We start from the raw sequence: 17,534 nt of genomic DNA, 5'->3' as shown, positions 1-17,534 counted from the left end.
ACAGGCCAACGCTCAGGCACGGTGACCTGAAGGACCGGCTTACATCCCCTTTGCGTCCGGAGGCGCCGATGTCCCACGTCCTCTCCGAGGAGACCCACCGCAACATGCTCGCCCGCATCCCTCACTGCACCGGTCGTGAAGTGTCCGACTGGATCCGCACCGTCGAAGAAGGCCCGGCTCTCTTCCGCTTCGAGGAAAAGGTCAGCTGGCTCCGCCACGAACACAACCTCGCGTACGGCCACGCGAAGGCGATCATCCACGAGTACGACCTGAGGAGGGCCGCGCGCAAGTTCCTCTAGACGCGCACCGGCGGAAACGCCGAAGGGCCCCGGCGAGAACGCCGGGGCCCTTCCACGCGACTACCTCCGCGGAGGTCAGTCGCTGTTGAGGATCGAGATGAGCCTCAGGAACTCCATGTAGATCCAGACCAGCGTCATCGTCAGACCGAACGCCGCCAGCCAGGCCTCCTCCTTCGGCGCGCCGTAGGCGATGCCGTCCTCGACCTGCTTGAAGTCGAGGGCCAGGAAGCAGGCGCCGAGCAGGACGCCGATGATGCCGAACGCGATGCCGAGGCCGCCGCTGCGGAAGCCGAGGCCGTCACCGCCGCCGAAGACGGCGAACAGCAGGTTCACGGCCATCAGCAGGACGAAGCCGAGGGCCGCCGCCATCACGAAGCCGTAGAAGCGGCGGTTGACGCGGATCCAGCCCGCCCGGTACGCCACGAGGACCGCGGCGAACACGGCAAGCGTGCCGATCACGGCCTGCATGGCCGCACCGCTCGCGATGCGGTTGTCGACGACGCTGGAGACCACGCCGAGGAAGACACCCTCGAACGCGGCGTACGACACGATCAGCGCGGGCGAGGCCTTGCGCTTGAAGGACTGGACGAGCGCCAGCACCATGCCGATCAGACCGGCGCCGATGGCGATGCCGTAGGACCGGCTGATGTTCGCGTCGTCGACCGGCAGCGTCGCCCAGGCGACGGCGGCCGTGACGATGAGAACACCGAGGGTCGTACCGGTGCGCATGACGACGTCGTCCATCGTCATCCGGCCGGTGGTGACCGGGGCCTGCGGCGGCGCGCCGTGCTGAAGGTCCTGCTGGGCGTACGGGTTCTGCGCGTAGGGGTTCTGCGCGTACGGGTTGCCGGTCGGCTGCTGGGCGTACGGGTTGCCCTGCGCGCCCACGGCTGCGCCCCCGGCCTGCGGCTGGGCGTTGAAGCCCGCGTAGCCGTTGTCGCGGCTGAACCCCCGTCGCGAGAAGACCGGGTTGCTGCTCCTCATTTCACTCCTCCATGGCCACTTCGTGTGGGCCTTGGCGTCAAGAGTAATAGGTAGGCAAAGGATTGACCCTAGTGCTTGGGGAGGATCTTTCCCTTGTCGTGCTGCGCAACACGCTACGCGGGCGGTTGATTCCCAGCCACGAAGGGGGCAGGTTCATGACCGTTTCGGTACATCACCCGAAGGAGAACCCCGTGTAGCCCTCGGCGAGGTCGGTCTCGGCGGCCACGGACGTGGCGATCCGCTCCAGCCGGGCCACCTGGAGCCGGTCCTCGAAAGGAGTGGCGTCGGGTGACCGGTGCAGCAGGGTCGTCATGTCGTACGAGAACCGCTCGGCCTGCCACACCCGGCGCAGACAGGTCTCCGAGTAGGCGTCGAGCAGCTCGGCCGAACCGGTGTCCTTCTTGTACGACAGCGCCCGCGCGAAGGTGACGACGTCCCCGACGGCCAGATTCAGCCCCTTCGCCCCGGTCGGCGGCACGATGTGCGCGGCGTCCCCGGCGAGGAAGAGCCGCCCGTGCCGCATGGGCTCGTGGACGTAGGACCGCATGGGTGTGACGGACTTCTGTGTGAGGGGGCCCCGTTCCAGCGTCCACCCGTCCTCGGTCTCGAAGCGGCGCTCCAGCTCGTCCCAGATCTCCTCGTCGCCCCACGCCTCGGCGTCGGTGCCCTCGGGGACCTGGAGGTAGAGGCGGGAGACGGACGGCGAGCGCATGGAGAGGAGGGCGAAGCCGCGGTCGTGGCGGGCGTAGACGAGCTCGTCGTGCGAGGGCGGGACGTCGGCGAGGATGCCGAGCCAGCCGAAGGGGTACGTCCGCTCGAAGACGCGCACGAGTTCCTCGGGCACCGCCTTGCGGGCCACCCCCCAGAACCCGTCGCACCCGACGACGTACTCGCACTCCAGGACGTCCTCGCGCCCCTCGTGCCGGAAGCGGACGGCCGGACTGTCGCTGTCGGCCCCCTCGACGGCCAGCGCCTCCGCCTCGAACAGCAGCGGTCCGCCCTCCTTCAGCTGGAGGGCTATGAGGTCCTTGCAGACCTCGGTCTGCGCGTACACCATCACGGACCGGCCGCCGGTGAGGGCGGGGAAGTCGACACGGTGCCGCTTCCCGTCGTACCTCAGCTCGATCCCGTCGTGCCGCAGTCCCTCGCGGTCCATGCGCTCCCCGGCCCCGGCCGCGCGCAGCACGTCCACGGTCCCCTGCTCCAGGATCCCGGCCCGCTGACGCTGCTCGACGTAAGCGCGGTCGCGGGCTTCCAGGACGACCGCGTCGATGCCCGCGTTGTGGAGCAGCCGGGCGAGGAGGAGGCCGGCGGGGCCGGCTCCGATGATGCCGACGGTGGTGCGCATCGACGAACCTCTCTGTTCGCTGTTGTTCGCGTCATATCGTTGTTCGCATGGTGAAATTTTCTTCACCATTGACTCATGCCGAGTCTGCGGCGGCCCGCGGCCCCTGTCAACGGTCGGTGCGTGGCAGGACGCCCGGGCGCAGCTCGATGCGGACGGTGTCGTCGTCCTCGATGACGTAGGTGGGGTCGGTGTCGTGGTCCCAGCCGATGCGCAGGAGGTAGTAGCGGTGGTCACGTTCGAGGAGGACGCGCAGGCCGGTGTAGCGGTAGCGGTAGTGGACGCCCTTGCCGAGGTCCTCGTAGCGGGGGCCGGGCGGGGCGAAGTCGAGGCGCTCGGTGCTCATCACGACGACGGCGACCCGGCTCACCAGCTGCTCCGCGTCGCGCTGCGCGTCCTGGCGGCCGAGCTGGCCGGCGAGCAGAGCGGTGACCCAGATGAGGAAGAGCCCGGCGACCAGGAGGGACCCGGCGCGTTCCCAGGGGGCCCGGGCCTCCCCCTCGGGGCCGGCGGCGCGGGTCAGCCCGAGGATGAGTCCGCCCGCGACCAGCAGGGGTGCCGTCCAGCCGTAGGGCTGGATCCAGCGCCACAGCAGCATCAGTACGACGCCGAGGACGACGTATCCGAGATGCGCGCGAGCGATGGAGCGGCCGAAGTCCCGCAGTCGGCGGACCTGCTGTTCGGGGACGTGGAGCAGGGTCAGCAGCCGGGGCGCGGCGGGGACGAGGAGGGCCAGCGCGAGCGCTTCCAGGACCGGGAGTGTGGCCAACCGCAGGCTGTGCATGACGAGTTCGAAGGTGCTCAGACCCACGGCGAAGGGGTTGAGGCGGAAGTAGCCGAAGTAGGCATTGGTGTAGATGTAGCCGGCGTAGAGCATCAGGGCGCCGACGAAGGACGCGATTCCGGCCACCGAGTTGAGCAGGTCGACGGGGCCGCGGGGGCGGTCGGGCGGGGGCGTGGGGGCGGGTACGGGCGTGGGCGGCCGCGGTCGGGCGGGCCGGACCCGTGGGCGGCCCGGACGGATGCGTGCGGGGCCGTTCGCGGGCCGCCCGGCGCCTGGCGTGGGGGCCCCGGGGTGGGCAGGCATGTCGTCAGGTCGGCCCGGGGGAGAGACCCGCGCCGTTGTCGCCCGGAGCGGCCGAGGGGTCGACGGGCGGCAGGGTGTCGCCGACCGGCGGATCGGTCACCGGGGAGGCGCCGCCGCCGTCGGTCGGGCTCGGCGGCGAGGAGCAGTACGGGTAGTCGATCTGGTCCGGCGAGGGGCAGGTGCTGTCGACGCCGCCGATGCCGCCGTCGAGGCCGACCGAGATGCTGTCCCAGTCCTTGCTGTCCGAGGGTGGCGCCACGCCCGGCACCCCGGGGTCCCCGTAGGTCCCGCCGTCGCCACCGCCCCCATCGGCTCCATCGGTACCGTCACTGCCGCCGCCGACGCTGCCGTATCCCGCGCCGGTGCCCGGCGACCCCGCGGGCCCGGTCGCACCCGGCGCCGGTCCGCCGCCACCCGGATCGTCCCCGCCGGCACCCGCCGACGCACCGCACCCGGTGACCGTCCCGAGGCCCAGCAGTACCGTCAGCCCGATCGCGGCGACATGTCCGCCCCACCGGGCCGGCCGGCCGCTCCGGAAACACCGCATCCTCATGGTCCCCTCCCCCGAACGGGACACCGCTTCGCGCGCACGCACACCGCGGCGAAGTCTTGAGTGCAGGGTCCCACCGCAAGCGGCACTCGGCCGTCGGTTTTACGGAAAGGGGACGAAAGAGGTCGGAGGTGCCCGGAACCGGACTTGAACCGGTACGCCCGCGAGGGGCAGCGAGGTTTAAGCTCGCCGTGTCTGCATTCCACCATCCGGGCAGGCCATGGGCTCCGCGTCGAGGTTCCGAGCCTATCGGGATACGTCCCCCGAACAGCGGACGGGCGGACCGATGTTGTCTTATTTTATTGACGTCTGAGGGTGCATCAGCCCGTGGAACGAGCCATCCGCACTTGCCAATAGCCTTACGTGTGAGGCCTGGCCGCGCATGCGGAATGACGGAATTTCACCGCTTCAACCAGGGGGCTCCACCTGTTCTCGACGCGGCCTCCGTCCTGGAGCCGCGCCGTCATCCCCAGGTATGACATCACCGGGTGTGGTCAGACTCGAGTCGCCCTCCGGAACCGGAGCAGCGGGTGACTACAGGGCGCCGGGGCGCAGGAACGATGGTTCAGGAGTCCAGAACACATCGTCGTCCCCGTCAGGAGCACCCACCCGTGACCACCACCCCCATCGCCGACCGGACCACCACCGTGGCCGCGCGCGCCACGGATCTGTCGAAGATCTACGGACAGGGCGAGACCCAGGTGGTCGCCCTCGACCGGGTCTCCGTCGAGTTCCGGCAGGCCGAGTTCACCGCGATCATGGGCCCGTCGGGCTCCGGCAAGTCCACCCTGATGCACTGTGTGGCCGGACTCGACACCTTCTCCTCCGGCTCCGTGCGCATCGGCGACACCGAGCTCGGCTCGCTCAAGGACAAGCAGCTCACCAAGTTGCGCCGGGACAAGATCGGCTTCATCTTCCAGGCGTTCAACCTGCTGCCGACCCTGACCGCGCTGGAGAACATCACGCTGCCGATGGACATCGCGGGCCGCAAGCCCGACAAGCAGTGGCTGGAGTCCGTGATCCAGATGGTCGGTCTCAAGGACCGGCTCTCGCACCGGCCCTCCCAGCTCTCCGGTGGCCAGCAGCAGCGCGTCGCCGTCGCCCGCGCCCTCGCCTCCCGGCCCGACATCATCTTCGGCGACGAGCCGACCGGAAACCTCGACTCCCGCTCCGGCGCGGAGGTGCTGGGCTTTCTCCGCAACTCCGTGAGGGAGTTGGGGCAGACGGTGGTCATGGTGACCCACGACCCGGTGGCCGCCGCGTACGCCGACCGTGTCGTGTTCCTCGCCGACGGGCGGATCGTCGACGAGATGTACCGGCCGACAGCGGACAACGTGCTTGATTTCATGAAGCAGTTCGACGCGAAGGGCCGTACCTCCTGATGTTCCGCACCGCCCTGCGCAACGTCCTCGCGCACAAGGCCCGGCTCCTGATGACCGTCCTCGCCGTGATGCTCGGCGTGGCCTTCGTGTCGGGGACGCTGGTCTTCACCAACACCATCTCCCACGCCTACCAGAACAGCTCCGCCAAGGGCTTCGACCAGGTTGACGTCGCGGTCGAGCCCAACTACCAGGAGAGCAAGGGCAATACGCTCGGCAAGACCCCCGAACTGACCGAGGCGCTGCTCGACGAGAGCGCCAAGGCTCCGGGTGCGGCCTCCGCCATCGGTGTGGTGAACGGCTTCACCGCCATCGCCGACAAGGACGGCAAGCTCATCGGCGGCGGCTTCCAGTCGCAGGGCGGGAACTACTGGGGCGACAAGGACCCCCGGTACCCGCTCGTCGAGGGCGCGGCCCCCAGCGGCGCGAACCAGGTCGCCATCGACTCCGAGACCGCCGACCGCGCCGGGTACAAGGTCGGCGACACGGTCCGTATCTCCATCGACGGTCCGGTCCTCTCCCCCACCGTCACCGGCATCTTCACCACCGACGACGGCAATGTCGCGGCCGGCGGCAGCCTCGCCCTGTTCGACACGGCGACCGCGCAGCAGCTGTTCGGCAAGACCGGCACCTACGACGAGATCGATGTGAAGGCCGCCGCGGGCACCTCCCAGGCGGCGCTGAAGGCCGCGCTCGACAAGGCCCTGCCGGCCGACGTCGTCGAGACCACCACCGGCAAGGAACTCGCCGACAACCAGGCCGAGCTGATCTCCTCCTCGATGTCCGGGCTGAAGCAGGGCCTGCTGGTCTTCGCCGGGATCGCGCTGTTCGTCGGCACGTTCATCATCGCCAACACCTTCACCATGCTGGTCGCCCAGCGCACCAAGGAGCTGGCGCTGCTGCGGGCCGTCGGTGCCTCGCGGCGCCAGGTGACCCGCTCGGTGCTCATCGAGGCGTTCGTCGTCGGCACCGTCGCCGGGGTCACCGGTCTGGTCGCCGGTATCGGCATCGGGGCCGGGCTGCGGTCGCTGATGGGCACGCTCGGCGCGACCGTCCCGGACGGGCCGCTGATCATCTCCGGCGGCACGGTGGCCACCGCCCTCGCGGTCGGTGTCCTCATCACCATGCTCGCGGCATGGCTGCCGGGCCGCCGGGCCGCGAGGATCCCGCCGGTCGCGGCGATGAGCAGCGTGCACGCGCAGGCCACCACCAAGTCGCTGGTGCTGCGCAACACGCTGGGCGCGCTGTTCGCGGGCGCCGGTGTCGCGGTCGTCCTCGCGGCGACCACGATGGACGGCTCGGACGGCCAGGCCCCGATGGGTCTCGGCGCGGTCCTCCTCATCATCGGCGTGTTCATCCTGACGCCGCTGCTGTCCCGCCCGCTGATCGCCGCCGCGGCGCCGGTCCTGCGGATCTTCGGCACCGCGGGCAAGCTGGCCCGGCAGAACTCGGTCCGCAACCCCCGTCGTACGGCCGCCACCGCGTCCGCGCTGATGATCGGGCTGACCCTGATCACGGGCATGACGGTGATGGCGGGCAGCCTCCAGAAGTCGATCGACAAGATGGCCTCGTCGGCGATCCGCGCGGACTACATCGTGTCGATGGCGAACGGCAACGAACTGTCCACGGACGTCGATCGCAAGCTGAACGCCACGGACGGCGTCACCGTCACCAGCCCGCTGCGCAACGCCCCGTCCCGGATCGACGGCGAGACCGAGTACCTGACCGGTGTGAACGGCGCGGCGATCGCCGAGCTGACCGAGCTGAAGGTCGACAGCGGCCGCTTCGAGGTGGGCGGCGGCCAGGTGGTCGTCGACAGCGACACCGCCAAGTCCCGTGGCTGGACGGCCGGTTCGACGTTCACCGCGCACTACGAGGACGGCGAGGCACAGAAGCTCACCGTCTCCGCGGTGTACGAGGGCAACGAGCTCATCCGGGGCATCATGGTCGACAACAAGGGCCTGACCCCGCATCTGACCGACCCGGCCGACATGCAGGTCCTGGTGAAGACCGCCGACGGCGCCTCCGACGCCACGAAGGACAAGCTGGAGAAGGCCCTCGGCACCAACCCGGCCGTCAAGGTCCAGAGCAAGCAGGATCTGTCCGACGACATCGCGCAGATGTTCACGCTGATGCTGAACATGCTCTACGGCCTGCTCGCCATGGCGGTGATCGTCGCGGTCCTCGGGGTCATCAACACCCTGGCCATGTCGGTCTTCGAACGTTCGCAGGAGATCGGCATGCTCCGCGCCATCGGCCTGGACCGCAAGGGCGTCAAGCGGATGGTCCGCCTGGAGTCCCTGGTCATCTCCCTGTTCGGCGGTGTGCTCGGCATCGGACTGGGCGTGTTCTTCGGCTGGGCGGCGGGCGAGCTGCTGGGCACGAAGATGGCGACGTACGAACTCGTCCTGCCCTGGACGAGGATGGGCGTCTTCCTGCTGGGCGCCGCGCTGGTCGGGGTCCTGGCCGCCCTGTGGCCGGCCCGGCGCGCGGCGAGGCTGAACATGCTGTCGGCCATCAAGGCGGAGTAGTCACAGGAGCGTTGGGGCCCGCCACCGACAAGTGGCGGGCCCTTTCCGCGTCTTCAGTTCCAGGTGCGGGCCCGCAGCGGCATTCCGGAGTCCCCGGAGTCGGGGGCGCGGACGGCCAGGACCTGGTTGACGCCGATGCTGTTGCGTTCGAAGGCGAGGGCGCAGGCGGCCATGTAGAGGCGCCAGACCCGGGCCCGGCCGGGACCGGTGAGCCGTATGGCGCGGGCCCAGTCGGCCTCCAGGCGGGCCACCCACCGGCGCAGGGTGAGGCCGTAGTGCTCCCGGATCGACTCGACGTCACGCACCTCGAACCCGGCGCGTTCGAGCTGGGTGACGGTGGTGCCGAGGGGGGCGAGTTCACCGTCGGGGAAGACGTAGGCGTCGATGAACTCGTCGACGTGGTAGGTCGATTCGTCGCGCTGGGGGCGGCGGGCGATCTGGTGGTTGAGGAGCCGCCCGCCGGGCTTGAGCAGGGCGTAGAGGTCCTCGGCGTACTCCAGGTAGCGTTCGGCGCCGACGTGTTCGGCCATGCCGACGGAGGAGATCGCGTCGTAGGGGCCGTCGGCGACGTCCCGGTAGTCCTGGACGCGGATCTCGATCCGGTCGGTCAGGCCCTCCTCGGCGACGCGCTTGCGGGCGTAGGCGGCCTGCTCCTGGGAGAGGGTGACACCGACGACGCTCACGCCGTGCTCGCGGGCGGCGTGGATCGCCATCGAGCCCCAGCCGCAGCCGACGTCGAGAAGCCGCTGACCGGGTGTCAGGGCGAGCTTGCGGCAGACGAGTTCGAGCTTGTCGCGCTGGGCATCCTCAAGGGTGCTCCCCGGCGTCTCCCAGTAGGCGCACGAGTAGACCATCGACGGGCCGAGGACGATCTCGTAGAAGTCGTTGCCGACGTCGTAGTGGTGGCTGACGGCGCGTCTGTCGGTGCGCTTGGTGTGCAGGTGGCCGCGGCGTCTGCGGACCTCCTCGGGCGGCGGGGCGGGCGGCAGCGGGAGCCCGGAGAGCCGGACCAGGCCGCGCAGGGCGGCGCGCGCCTCGGGGTCGCGGAGCATCGCGGCACGGCTCCTGGTGTCCTCGCCGCGCTCCCAGACCAGGCCGGAGATCAGGTCGAGGGCGGTGTAGAGGTCACCGTCGATGTCGAGGTCGCCGGCGACCCAGGCACGGGCGAGACCGAGTTCGCCCGGTTTGAACAGCAGGCGGCGCACGGCGCGGCGATTGCGCAGGACCAGGGCGGGGGCGCCCGGTGGACCGGCCTGCGAACCGTCCCATGCCCGCAGCCGGACCGGGAGCGGGGCTCCCAGCAGTAGTTCGAAGAGGTTCTTCAGCCGCAGCGCGGCGTCAGCCATGGCGCACACCTCCGTGACGAGGATCCCGGAATGGTCCACCTACGTAAACAGCGACAGAGGGCGCTGCCATGCCCGGACACGCCGAAGATCCCCGGACACGCCGAAGGGCCTCCCGCACCACGGATGGCGGGAGGCCCTTCGGTTCTTCGGTTCTTCGATCAGCGACCGGAGCGGGTCAGGAGGCCTTGGCCTTCTCCTGGGTCTTCTCCGGCTGCGCCGCGGCGGGCGCCGGCGCGGGCTTGGCGGCCTCGTAGAACTCCTCGCGCGGAGTCTCCAGGGCGCCGAGGGCGACGACCTCGCGCTTGAGGAACATCGCGAGCGTCCAGTCGGCGATGACGCGGATCTTGCGGTTCCAGGTCGGCATCGCCAGACCGTGGTAGCCACGGTGCATGTACCAGGCGAGACGGCCCTTGAGCTTGATCTTCATCTTGCCCATGACGATCATCGCGACGCCCTTGTGGAGGCCGAGGCCCGCCACCGCACCCTTGTTGGAGTGCGCGTACTCCTTCTGCGGGAAGCCCCGCATGCCGGAGATGACGTTGTCGCCGAGGACCTTGGCCTGACGCAGCGCGTGCTGGGCGTTCGGCGGGCACCAGGCGTTCTCGACGCCGGCCTTGCGGGCGGCGACGTCCGGGACCTGGGCGTTGTCGCCGGCGGCCCAGATGTAGTCGGTGCCCTGGACCTGGAGGGTCGGGGCGGTGTCCACGTGGCCGCGCGGGCCGAGCGGGAGGCCGTAGCGGGACAGGACCGGGTTCGGCTTGACGCCGGCCGTCCACACGATCGTGTTGGAGTCGACCTCAAGCCCGTTCTTCAGCACGACGTGGCCGTCGACGCAGGAGTCCATCGAGGTGGAGAGGTAGATCTCCACACCGCGGCTCTCCAGGTGCTCCTTGCCGTACTGGCCGAGCTTGGGGCCGACCTCGGGCAGGATCTTGTCGGCGGCGTCGACGAGGATGAACCGCATGTCCTCGCGGGACACGGTGCTGTAGTACTTGGCCGCGTCGCGGGCCATGTCCTCGACCTCACCGATGGTCTCCGCACCGGCGAAGCCACCGCCGACGAAGACGAAAGTGAGCGCCTTGCGGCGAATCTCCTCGTCGGTCGTGGAGTCGGCCTTGTCCAGCTGCTCAAGGACGTGGTTGCGCAGGCCGATGGCCTCCTCGACGCCCTTCATACCGATGCCCTGCTCGGCGAGGCCGGGGATCGGGAAGGTGCGGGAGACCGCGCCGAGCGCGATCACCAGGTAGTCGAAGGGCAGCTCGTACGCCTCGCCGACCAGCGGGGCGATCGTGGCGACCTTGCGGTCCTGGTCGATGGTGGTGACCCGGCCGGTGAGAACCTCCGCCTTGGGCAGCACGCGTCGCAGCGGGACGACGACGTGTCGCGGGGAGATGCTGCCGGCGGCGGTTTCGGGGAGGAAGGGCTGGTAGGTCATGTACGACCGGGGGTCGACGACCGTGACGGTCGCCTCGCCGTAGCGCATCTTCTTGAGGATGCGCCGAGCTGCGTACAGGCCTACGTACCCACCGCCTACTACGAGGATCCTGGGACGCTCCGTGGTGCTCATGCCATCGAGTATCCACCCGCCCCAGGGGGGTCGCTCGTGCGCCCCTTCACAAGGTCCGACAGGGGGTGTGTTATCCTCCGCGACTCACGTGATCCAAGTCATGGCGCAGACCTGGAACCAGCGTGTACGGCGAGCCGTTGTCAATGCCGCGTGAGCTGCCTCTCTTGCCGTTCGGGACCCCTGTGAGCGGTCCGCGGCAACCCCGCACGGACCCTCCGCGAGCCCTCCCGGCGGACCCCCTGTATCACGCTTCTGAACATGTTCAAGGGGCTATTGGACCCTCGGAAGGGTCAGTCGGACGCTTTTCCTGGTTCCACAGGGCGGAATTCCTTGTGAAGAACTTCACGAACTTTTCCGACGGGGTGTCGCCGAGGGGCGTTTTCCGGCCCCCCGGACCCGCTCATACGTTATCCGTCCTGCTCAACAGGTGGCTACCGATGGGTAACAAAAGAGACCCACGCCACCGGCTACCGGGCGTCGGCCGCCGTTTTGAGGGCGATGCCGTCGAGGATGTCGTGCTCGCTGACGACGACCTCCTCGGCGCCGATCCGCTCCATGATCGACAGTAGTACGAGGGCCCCCGCGGCGATGACGTCCACCCGGCCCGGATGCAGGGACGGTACGGCCGCCCGCTCGGCGTGCGTGGAGTGCAGCAGCCACTCGGTGATCTCACGGACCCGGTCGTGGGGGACCCGGGAGTGGTGGATCCGGGCCGAGTCGTACTCGGGCAGCTCCTGCGCGATCGCCGACACGGAGGTGACGGACCCCGCGAGCCCGACCAGCGTGCGCGCCTCGCGCAGCGGGACGGTCTCCTCGGCGAGATCCAGCGCGGCCTCGATGTCCGCCCGCATCGCGGCGATCTGCGCCTGCGTGGGCGGGTCGGTGACCTTGCCGTCCACGACCAGATGCCGCTCGGTCATCCGCACACAGCCGACGTCGACGGAGCGCGCGGCCCGTACATGCCGCTCGCCGACCACGAACTCGGTCGAGCCGCCGCCGATGTCCACGACGAGATAGGGCGTGGCGAGGTCGGCACGGCCCTTGAGCTCCCCCGTGGCGCCGGTGAAGGAGAACTCCGCCTCCTGGTCGCCGGTGATCACCTCGGGCTCCACACCGAGGATCTCCAGCACCCCGCGCACGAACTCGTCCCGGTTCTCGGCGTCCCGTGAGGCCGACGTGGCGACGAACCGCAGCCGCTCGGCGCCGAGTTCCTTGATGACCGCCGCGTACTCGCGGCAGGCCGCGAACGTCCGCTCCAGCGCCTCCGGCGCGAGCCGCCCGGTCCGGTCGACGCCCTGCCCCAGCCGCACGATCGTCATACGGCGGTCCAGGTCGACGAGTTCACCGGTGGCGGGGTCGACGTCGGCGACGAGGAGGCGGATGGAGTTGGTACCGCAGTCGATGGCGGCGACGCGGGGCATGGGAGGTCCTAACTCTTCAGCCGACCGAGTCGGCACTCATGTGACCTACCGAGTCGGGTGGTGGGTGGGCGAAGGCCGGGGGTCAGGGGGCGGAGCCCCTTGGTACGGCAGCTGGACTGACGGTCACTGATCGGCGGGGGCCACGACACACGCCCCCTTGCGCCACCACTCCGGCAGCATCGCAAGGGCCTCGTCGCCGAGCGGGTTCACACCGGGGCCCGCGGCCAAGGAGTGCGCCACCAGTACGTGCAGGCACTTCACCCGGTCCGGCATGCCGCCCGCGCTCGGGAAGCCCTCCAGGACCTCGATGGAGTCCCGGCGCGCGATGTAGTCCTCGTGCGCGGCGCGATACGCGGCGGCGAGCTCCGGGTCGGTCTGGAGCCGCTCCGACATCTCCTTCATGACGCCGTTCGCCTCAAGGGTGCCGATCGCGGAAGCCGCCCTGGGGCATGTCAGGTAGTACGTCGTCGGGAAAGGCGTGCCGTCGGGCAGCCGCGGGGCCGTCTCCACCACGTCCGGCTGCCCGCAGGGGCACCGGTGCGCGATGGCGCGCAGCCCGCGCGGCGGGCGCCCGAGCTGCTGCTTGAAGGCCTCGACGTCGGCGTCGGTCGGCTCGGTGCGCGGGGTGGTGGGCGGGGGCGTTTCCATGCCTGTTACTGAATTCCTCTGTCGGTCTGTCGGTCTACGGGTCTGTCGGTCTACTGGTCGGAGGCGTCGGACTTGTCGACCCCGTCCCAGACGTTCGAGTACCAGGGGCGGTCCGCCGCCCCCCGTTCGGCCCGCGACTGCTGGGCGGAACCCGGGTCGACGACGACGAACCCCGTCTCCCCCGGCATCACATAGTGCAGCCGCTGCCGGATCTGCTGCTCGGCGTACGCGTCGTCCTGCCACCGCGCCTTGAGGTCGCGCAGCTGCTCGACCCGCTGCCTGGCCTGCTCCTGCTGCCGCTGAAGATCGCCGATCTCGGCGCGCTGGGAGACGTACTGCCTTATCGGGTACGCGAGCGCGACGACGAGCGAGCACAGCACCAGCGCGAGCAGCGCCGCGCGGCCGGTCAGCCGGGAGCGGCGGGCCTGGCGCTTGGTCTGGGAGCGGTAGACCCGGGCGGCCGTCTGCTCACCGAGCAGCTTGATCCGGGTCGCGGTGGAGAAGCGGTCCCGGTCCTTGACGGCCATCTCTCACTCCCGTTTCACACGCGCGTACGTCCCCGCACACGGTACGGGACCGAGTACGGGGACGTACGTACGACGCTGTCTTGAGGGTGTCAGCCCTCGCTGTGCTTAATGGTCCGCGGAGCGGAACCGCGGGAACGCGCTGCGACCGGCGTACACCGCGGCGTCGTCGAGGATCTCCTCGATGCGCAGCAGCTGGTTGTACTTGGCGACGCGGTCCGAGCGGGCCGGGGCGCCGGTCTTGATCTGGCCGCAGTTCACCGCGACGGCGAGGTCGGCGATGGTGACGTCCTCGGTCTCGCCGGAGCGGTGGGACATCATGCACTTGAAGCCGTTGCGCTGGGCCATCTCGACGGCGTCCAGGGTCTCGGTCAGCGAACCGATCTGGTTGACCTTGACGAGCAGGGCGTTGGCGGAGCCCTCCTCGATGCCGCGGGCCAGGCGCTCCGGGTTGGTGACGAAGAGGTCGTCGCCGACGATCTGGACCTTGTCGCCCAGCTTCTCGGTGATGACGTTCCAGCCGGCCCAGTCGTCCTCGAACAGCGGGTCCTCGATGGAGACGAGCGGGTACGCCGCCACGAGCTCCTCGTAGTACTCCGTCATCTCGGCGGCCGAGCGGGACTTGCCCTCGAACTCGTACTTGCCGTCCTTGTAGAACTCGGACGCGGCGACGTCGAGCGCGAGCGCGATCTGCTCACCGGGGACGTAACCGGCCTGCTTGATGGCCTCGACGATGAGGTCGAGGGCGGCGCGGTTGGACTCCAGGTTCGGGGCGAAGCCGCCCTCGTCGCCGAGGCCGGTGGACAGGCCCTTGGTCTTCAGCACCTTCTTGAGGGTGTGGTAGACCTCGGCGCCCCAGCGCAGCGCCTCGGAGAAGGACTCCGCGCCGATCGGGGCGATCATGAACTCCTGGATGTCCACGTTGGAGTCGGCGTGCGAGCCACCGTTCAGGATGTTCATCATCGGCACCGGCAGCAGGTGCGCGTTCGGGCCGCCCAGGTAGCGGAAGAGCGGGAGGTCGCTGGCCTCGGAGGCGGCGTGGGCGACGGCGAGGGAGACGCCGAGGATGGCGTTGGCGCCGAGGGAGCCCTTGTTGTCGGTGGCGTCCAGGTCGAACATGGCCTGGTCGATCAGGCGCTGCTCGGTGGCGTCGTAGCCGACCAGCTCCGGGCCGATCTGCTCGATGACGGCGAGGACGGCCTTCTCGACACCCTTGCCCATGTAGCGGTTCGGGTCACCGTCGCGAAGCTCGATGGCCTCGAAGGCGCCCGTGGAGGCGCCGGAGGGGACGGCGGCACGACCCGTGCTGCCGTCGTCGAGGCCGACCTCGACCTCGACCGTGGGGTTGCCTCGGGAGTCCAGGATTTCCCGGGCTACGACGACGTCGATGGACGGCACGAGCATCTCCTTCTTGGGATGTGACACGGTCCGCCGGGACCGCGGTGGGTTCTGCGAGACCGAGCCTAACCGGCTCCGGGCCATCGGCCACCGCGTGGACCGCCCCGTGGACAGAACCGAGAGTAAATTGTTTCCGAACGGAACAAAGACGGTTTCGGAAACCTGGCGGAAACCGGCGCAGAAAAAACCCCGCCCCGGTGCGTACGGGGGAACACGCACCGGAGCGGGGAGCCCGTGGGGACGGGGGGACCCTCACGAGGCCTTCAGTATGAGGACCACGGATGTGAGGGCGCTGTGGTTCAGCTGGGCCTGGCCCGTGCCTCTTACTTGAGGTGCAGCTGCTGGCCCGGGTAGATGAAGTCGGCGTCGGTGATGATGTCCTTGTTCAGCTTGAACAGCTTCTGCCAGCCGCCCTTCACCTGGTGCTTCTCGGCGATGGAGCTGAGGGTGTCACCCTTGACGACCTTGTACTCGCCGTCGCCCTTCTTGACCTTCTTGCCGGTCGGGGTGGTGACGGTCTTCTTGGCGGTCGTGCGCTCCGAGGAACGGGACGTCGACTGCTCGGAGGAACGGGTGCTGGTGCTGCTGTCGCTCGACGAGCTGGAGGAGCCGGAGGAGGACGAGCTGCTGCCGCCGCTGTAGGTGGCGCCGGACAGGCCCACACCACAGGTCGGCCAGGCGCCCTTGCCCTGGGAGGCGAGGACCTTCTCGGCGATCTCGATCTGCTGCGACTTGGAGGCCTGGTCGGCGGTGGAGGCGTACGCCGTGCCGCCGTACGCGGCCCAGGTCGAGGCGGAGAACTGGAGACCGCCGTAGTAGCCGTTGCCGGTGTTGATGGACCAGTTGCCGCCCGACTCGCACTGGGCGACGGCGTCCCACTCGGAGGCGGTGGCGGCGGAGGCGTTGCCGGCCGCCATCAGCGGGGCGGCGATGGCGACACCGGTGACGCCGGCGAGCGCGGCGACGCGGGTGGCCTTGGACGGACGACGGTGCTTGCCCTTGCCGGAAAACAGCATGGTGGATCCCCTCACCGACGCCTGCGAGGTGAGCTGTCGGGTTCGGGCCGGTTGAGTTGCCCGGCCGCGCATCTCCCGATGCGCGGCTTCACCCCAAGCCGGTCCAGCGTGAACTGCTGGGCCCGGCACTTACCTTGGGTCCCCCGCTCCTGCCTACGGCGCTTGACGCGACGACTGTTCCCGGACGGCCGCTGGCAGGATTCGGCGTTGCGGCAGCCGGGGCTCGCGGTGACGAGCGGTGTTGACCGTAGCCACGGAATCCGGGGAATTTCAAAGACGATCAGGGCTTCTGAGACTCATCCCACACTTTCGCCAAAACGGACATTCAGCGCGAAGCATGACGTGAACTCCCGCCGGTTTTCGCCCTATTCAGACCTGACTACGAGGGTCTGACCGGGCATGATGGCGCTCGGGTCGGCGCCGATGACCTTCTTGTTCACGGCGTAGAGCCGGCGCCATCCGCCGTCGAGTCCAAGGGAGTCGGCGATGGAGGCGAGCGTGTCGCCCTCGCGGACGGCGTACGCCTTCTCGGCGGCGCTCGCGCCACGATGCCGTCCGGTGCCCGCGGTGGCATCTGCGGCGGCGTCCGTGCCGTCCTCGGCGTCGGCACCGAGAGCGCCGATGTCGACGAGGCTCGAAGAGCCGCCTTCCTGCCACGAGTTGTCCGATTCGACCTCATTGGCCGGAACTGTGGGTGAGCTGTCCGGCGACTGTGAATCGGCCGGACCGGAGTCGGAAGTGTCCGACTTGGAAGACTTGTCCGGTGAGGCGGAGGGCGAGGCGGAGGCATCGCCGGAGGCGCCGTCGGACGCATCGCCGGAGGCGTCGGTGGAGGTGTCGCCCGACGAGTCGGACTCCGAGGAGTTGGGCAACCCGGATGATTCCGACCCTGATCCGGACGCATCGGACTCGGAGGTGTCCGCGCCGGACGAGCCGCTTCCGACACCCGTGTCGACATCGGCCGACCCGGAGTCCTTGCTCAGCCCGTTGAGCAGCCCACAGGCGCCCCAGACGCCGACACCCTGGTCCGCGAGGACCTTCTCGGCGACGGCTATCTGCTGGTTGCGGCTGGCCAGGTCGGCGGTCGGGGCGTAGTCGAGGCCGCCGTACTTCTCCCAGTCCTCCTGGGAGAGGCTGAGCCCGCCGTAGGTACCGTCACCGTTGTTCTGGCTCCAGGAGCCATCGGTCTCGCACTTGGCGACCTTGTCCCAGGTGCTTCCGTCGGCCGCGCTCGCGGCGGTGGCGGCGAGCAGCGGGATCGCGATGGCGGAGCCGGTCACTCCGGCCGCGACGAGAAGTGCCGGAGCCTGGCGGGGGCGACGGTGACGACCGTTCCCGGTGAGCATGCGGGGACCTTTCGCGAGACAGCGGTGACCGGCGTGGCGAGTGAGGCTGGGCGCCACGCTGGTTGGTGAACGTATCGGCAGACGATCACTTGT

The 17,534-nt window shown here is 69.5% G+C and carries 15 protein-coding genes, 1 tRNA gene and 1 riboswitch; of the genes, 3 read left to right on the top strand and 13 right to left on the bottom strand.

Going from position 1 to position 17,534, the window contains the following annotated elements:
* Positions 1-68 precede the first annotated feature (68 nt).
* Positions 69-299: a DUF4287 domain-containing protein gene (locus tag OG866_RS26005; RefSeq protein WP_059196158.1), complete on the top strand. Its 231-nt coding sequence runs from the start codon at positions 69-71 to the stop codon at positions 297-299.
* 75 nt (positions 300-374) lie between these two features.
* On the opposite strand, the gene OG866_RS26000 is transcribed toward OG866_RS26005, so the two are convergent.
* The 5 genes from OG866_RS26000 to OG866_RS25980 form a co-directional block, all read right to left on the bottom strand.
* The gene (locus tag OG866_RS26000) at positions 375-1,283 is read right to left on the bottom strand and encodes a Bax inhibitor-1/YccA family protein (protein WP_329338268.1); all 909 of its coding nucleotides are present in this window, start codon (positions 1,281-1,283) and stop codon (positions 375-377) included.
* 172 nt (positions 1,284-1,455) lie between these two features.
* Complete coding sequence (locus tag OG866_RS25995) at positions 1,456-2,631, bottom strand: 4-hydroxybenzoate 3-monooxygenase (RefSeq protein WP_329338267.1); 1,176 nt, start codon at positions 2,629-2,631, stop codon at positions 1,456-1,458.
* A 106-nt stretch (positions 2,632-2,737) separates the two neighbouring features.
* The gene (locus tag OG866_RS25990) at positions 2,738-3,538 is read right to left on the bottom strand and encodes a hypothetical protein (protein WP_329338265.1); all 801 of its coding nucleotides are present in this window, start codon (positions 3,536-3,538) and stop codon (positions 2,738-2,740) included.
* 181 nt (positions 3,539-3,719) lie between these two features.
* Positions 3,720-4,268 carry a hypothetical protein gene (locus OG866_RS25985; RefSeq protein ID WP_329338263.1) on the bottom strand — a complete coding sequence of 183 codons (549 nt, stop codon included), beginning with the start codon at positions 4,266-4,268 and terminating at the stop codon, positions 3,720-3,722.
* 129 nt (positions 4,269-4,397) lie between these two features.
* Positions 4,398-4,480: transfer RNA gene (locus OG866_RS25980), tRNA-Leu, on the bottom strand.
* 396 nt (positions 4,481-4,876) lie between these two features.
* Between OG866_RS25980 and OG866_RS25975 the strand changes: the two genes are divergently transcribed.
* Positions 4,877-5,647, top strand: a complete 771-nt coding sequence (locus OG866_RS25975) for an ABC transporter ATP-binding protein (RefSeq protein ID WP_329338261.1) — start codon at positions 4,877-4,879, stop codon at positions 5,645-5,647.
* Positions 5,647-8,175: an ABC transporter permease gene (locus tag OG866_RS25970; protein ID WP_329338260.1), complete on the top strand. Its 2,529-nt coding sequence runs from the start codon at positions 5,647-5,649 to the stop codon at positions 8,173-8,175. The genes OG866_RS25975 and OG866_RS25970 overlap by 1 nt, the downstream gene beginning before the upstream one ends.
* A 53-nt stretch (positions 8,176-8,228) precedes the next feature.
* Here the strand turns inward: OG866_RS25970 and OG866_RS25965 are convergent, their stop codons facing one another.
* The 8 genes from OG866_RS25965 to OG866_RS25930 form a co-directional block, all read right to left on the bottom strand.
* Positions 8,229-9,521: a cyclopropane-fatty-acyl-phospholipid synthase family protein gene (locus tag OG866_RS25965; protein WP_329338259.1), complete on the bottom strand. Its 1,293-nt coding sequence runs from the start codon at positions 9,519-9,521 to the stop codon at positions 8,229-8,231.
* Between the two features lie 175 nt (positions 9,522-9,696).
* Positions 9,697-11,088 carry an NAD(P)/FAD-dependent oxidoreductase gene (locus OG866_RS25960; RefSeq protein WP_329338258.1) on the bottom strand — a complete coding sequence of 464 codons (1,392 nt, stop codon included), beginning with the start codon at positions 11,086-11,088 and terminating at the stop codon, positions 9,697-9,699.
* 467 nt (positions 11,089-11,555) lie between these two features.
* Positions 11,556-12,509 (bottom strand): Ppx/GppA phosphatase family protein, encoded by a 954-nt coding sequence (locus tag OG866_RS25955; protein ID WP_329338257.1) that lies wholly within the window; start codon positions 12,507-12,509, stop codon positions 11,556-11,558.
* 123 nt (positions 12,510-12,632) lie between these two features.
* A complete protein-coding gene (locus OG866_RS25950; RefSeq protein WP_329338255.1) occupies positions 12,633-13,157 on the bottom strand; it encodes a DUF501 domain-containing protein in 525 nt (174 codons plus the stop codon).
* A 50-nt stretch (positions 13,158-13,207) separates the two neighbouring features.
* Positions 13,208-13,684 (bottom strand): FtsB family cell division protein, encoded by a 477-nt coding sequence (locus OG866_RS25945; protein WP_329338253.1) that lies wholly within the window; start codon positions 13,682-13,684, stop codon positions 13,208-13,210.
* A gap of 105 nt (positions 13,685-13,789) precedes the next feature.
* Positions 13,790-15,085, bottom strand: coding sequence for a phosphopyruvate hydratase (gene eno / locus OG866_RS25940; RefSeq protein ID WP_329338251.1), 1,296 nt, complete (start codon positions 15,083-15,085; stop codon positions 13,790-13,792).
* A 317-nt stretch (positions 15,086-15,402) separates the two neighbouring features.
* The gene (locus OG866_RS25935; RefSeq protein ID WP_329338249.1) at positions 15,403-16,095 is read right to left on the bottom strand and encodes a transglycosylase family protein; all 693 of its coding nucleotides are present in this window, start codon (positions 16,093-16,095) and stop codon (positions 15,403-15,405) included.
* A gap of 3 nt (positions 16,096-16,098) precedes the next feature.
* Positions 16,099-16,266: riboswitch (cyclic di-AMP (ydaO/yuaA leader) on the bottom strand.
* Between the two features lie 194 nt (positions 16,267-16,460).
* Positions 16,461-17,441, bottom strand: a complete 981-nt coding sequence (locus OG866_RS25930) for a LysM peptidoglycan-binding domain-containing protein (protein ID WP_329338247.1) — start codon at positions 17,439-17,441, stop codon at positions 16,461-16,463.
* Positions 17,442-17,534 lie beyond the last annotated feature (93 nt).

This window comes from Streptomyces sp. NBC_00663 (assembly GCF_036226885.1).
Classification (GTDB): Bacteria; Actinomycetota; Actinomycetes; order Streptomycetales; family Streptomycetaceae; genus Streptomyces.
The sequence above is the reverse complement of the archived record's forward strand: the minus strand, read 5'-3'. Positions and strand labels throughout refer to the sequence as shown.

Excerpts from the sequence above, each read along its gene's own strand:
- OG866_RS25985 (WP_329338263.1), bottom strand. The coding sequence starts at position 4,268 with ATGAGGATGCGGTGTTTCCGGAGCGGCCGGCCGGCCCGGTGGGGCGGA.
- OG866_RS25965 (WP_329338259.1), bottom strand. The coding sequence starts at position 9,521 with ATGGCTGACGCCGCGCTGCGGCTGAAGAACCTCTTCGAACTACTGCTG.
- eno (WP_329338251.1), bottom strand. The coding sequence starts at position 15,085 with ATGCTCGTGCCGTCCATCGACGTCGTCGTAGCCCGGGAAATCCTGGAC.
- OG866_RS25970 (WP_329338260.1), top strand. The coding sequence starts at position 5,647 with ATGTTCCGCACCGCCCTGCGCAACGTCCTCGCGCACAAGGCCCGGCTC.
- OG866_RS26000 (WP_329338268.1), bottom strand. The coding sequence starts at position 1,283 with ATGAGGAGCAGCAACCCGGTCTTCTCGCGACGGGGGTTCAGCCGCGAC.
- OG866_RS25950 (WP_329338255.1), bottom strand. The coding sequence starts at position 13,157 with ATGGAAACGCCCCCGCCCACCACCCCGCGCACCGAGCCGACCGACGCC.
- OG866_RS26005 (WP_059196158.1), top strand. The coding sequence starts at position 69 with ATGTCCCACGTCCTCTCCGAGGAGACCCACCGCAACATGCTCGCCCGC.
- OG866_RS25935 (WP_329338249.1), bottom strand. The coding sequence starts at position 16,095 with ATGCTGTTTTCCGGCAAGGGCAAGCACCGTCGTCCGTCCAAGGCCACC.
- OG866_RS25960 (WP_329338258.1), bottom strand. The coding sequence starts at position 11,088 with ATGAGCACCACGGAGCGTCCCAGGATCCTCGTAGTAGGCGGTGGGTAC.
- OG866_RS25955 (WP_329338257.1), bottom strand. The coding sequence starts at position 12,509 with ATGCCCCGCGTCGCCGCCATCGACTGCGGTACCAACTCCATCCGCCTC.
- OG866_RS25945 (WP_329338253.1), bottom strand. The coding sequence starts at position 13,684 with ATGGCCGTCAAGGACCGGGACCGCTTCTCCACCGCGACCCGGATCAAG.
- OG866_RS25995 (WP_329338267.1), bottom strand. The coding sequence starts at position 2,631 with ATGCGCACCACCGTCGGCATCATCGGAGCCGGCCCCGCCGGCCTCCTC.
- OG866_RS25930 (WP_329338247.1), bottom strand. The coding sequence starts at position 17,441 with ATGCTCACCGGGAACGGTCGTCACCGTCGCCCCCGCCAGGCTCCGGCA.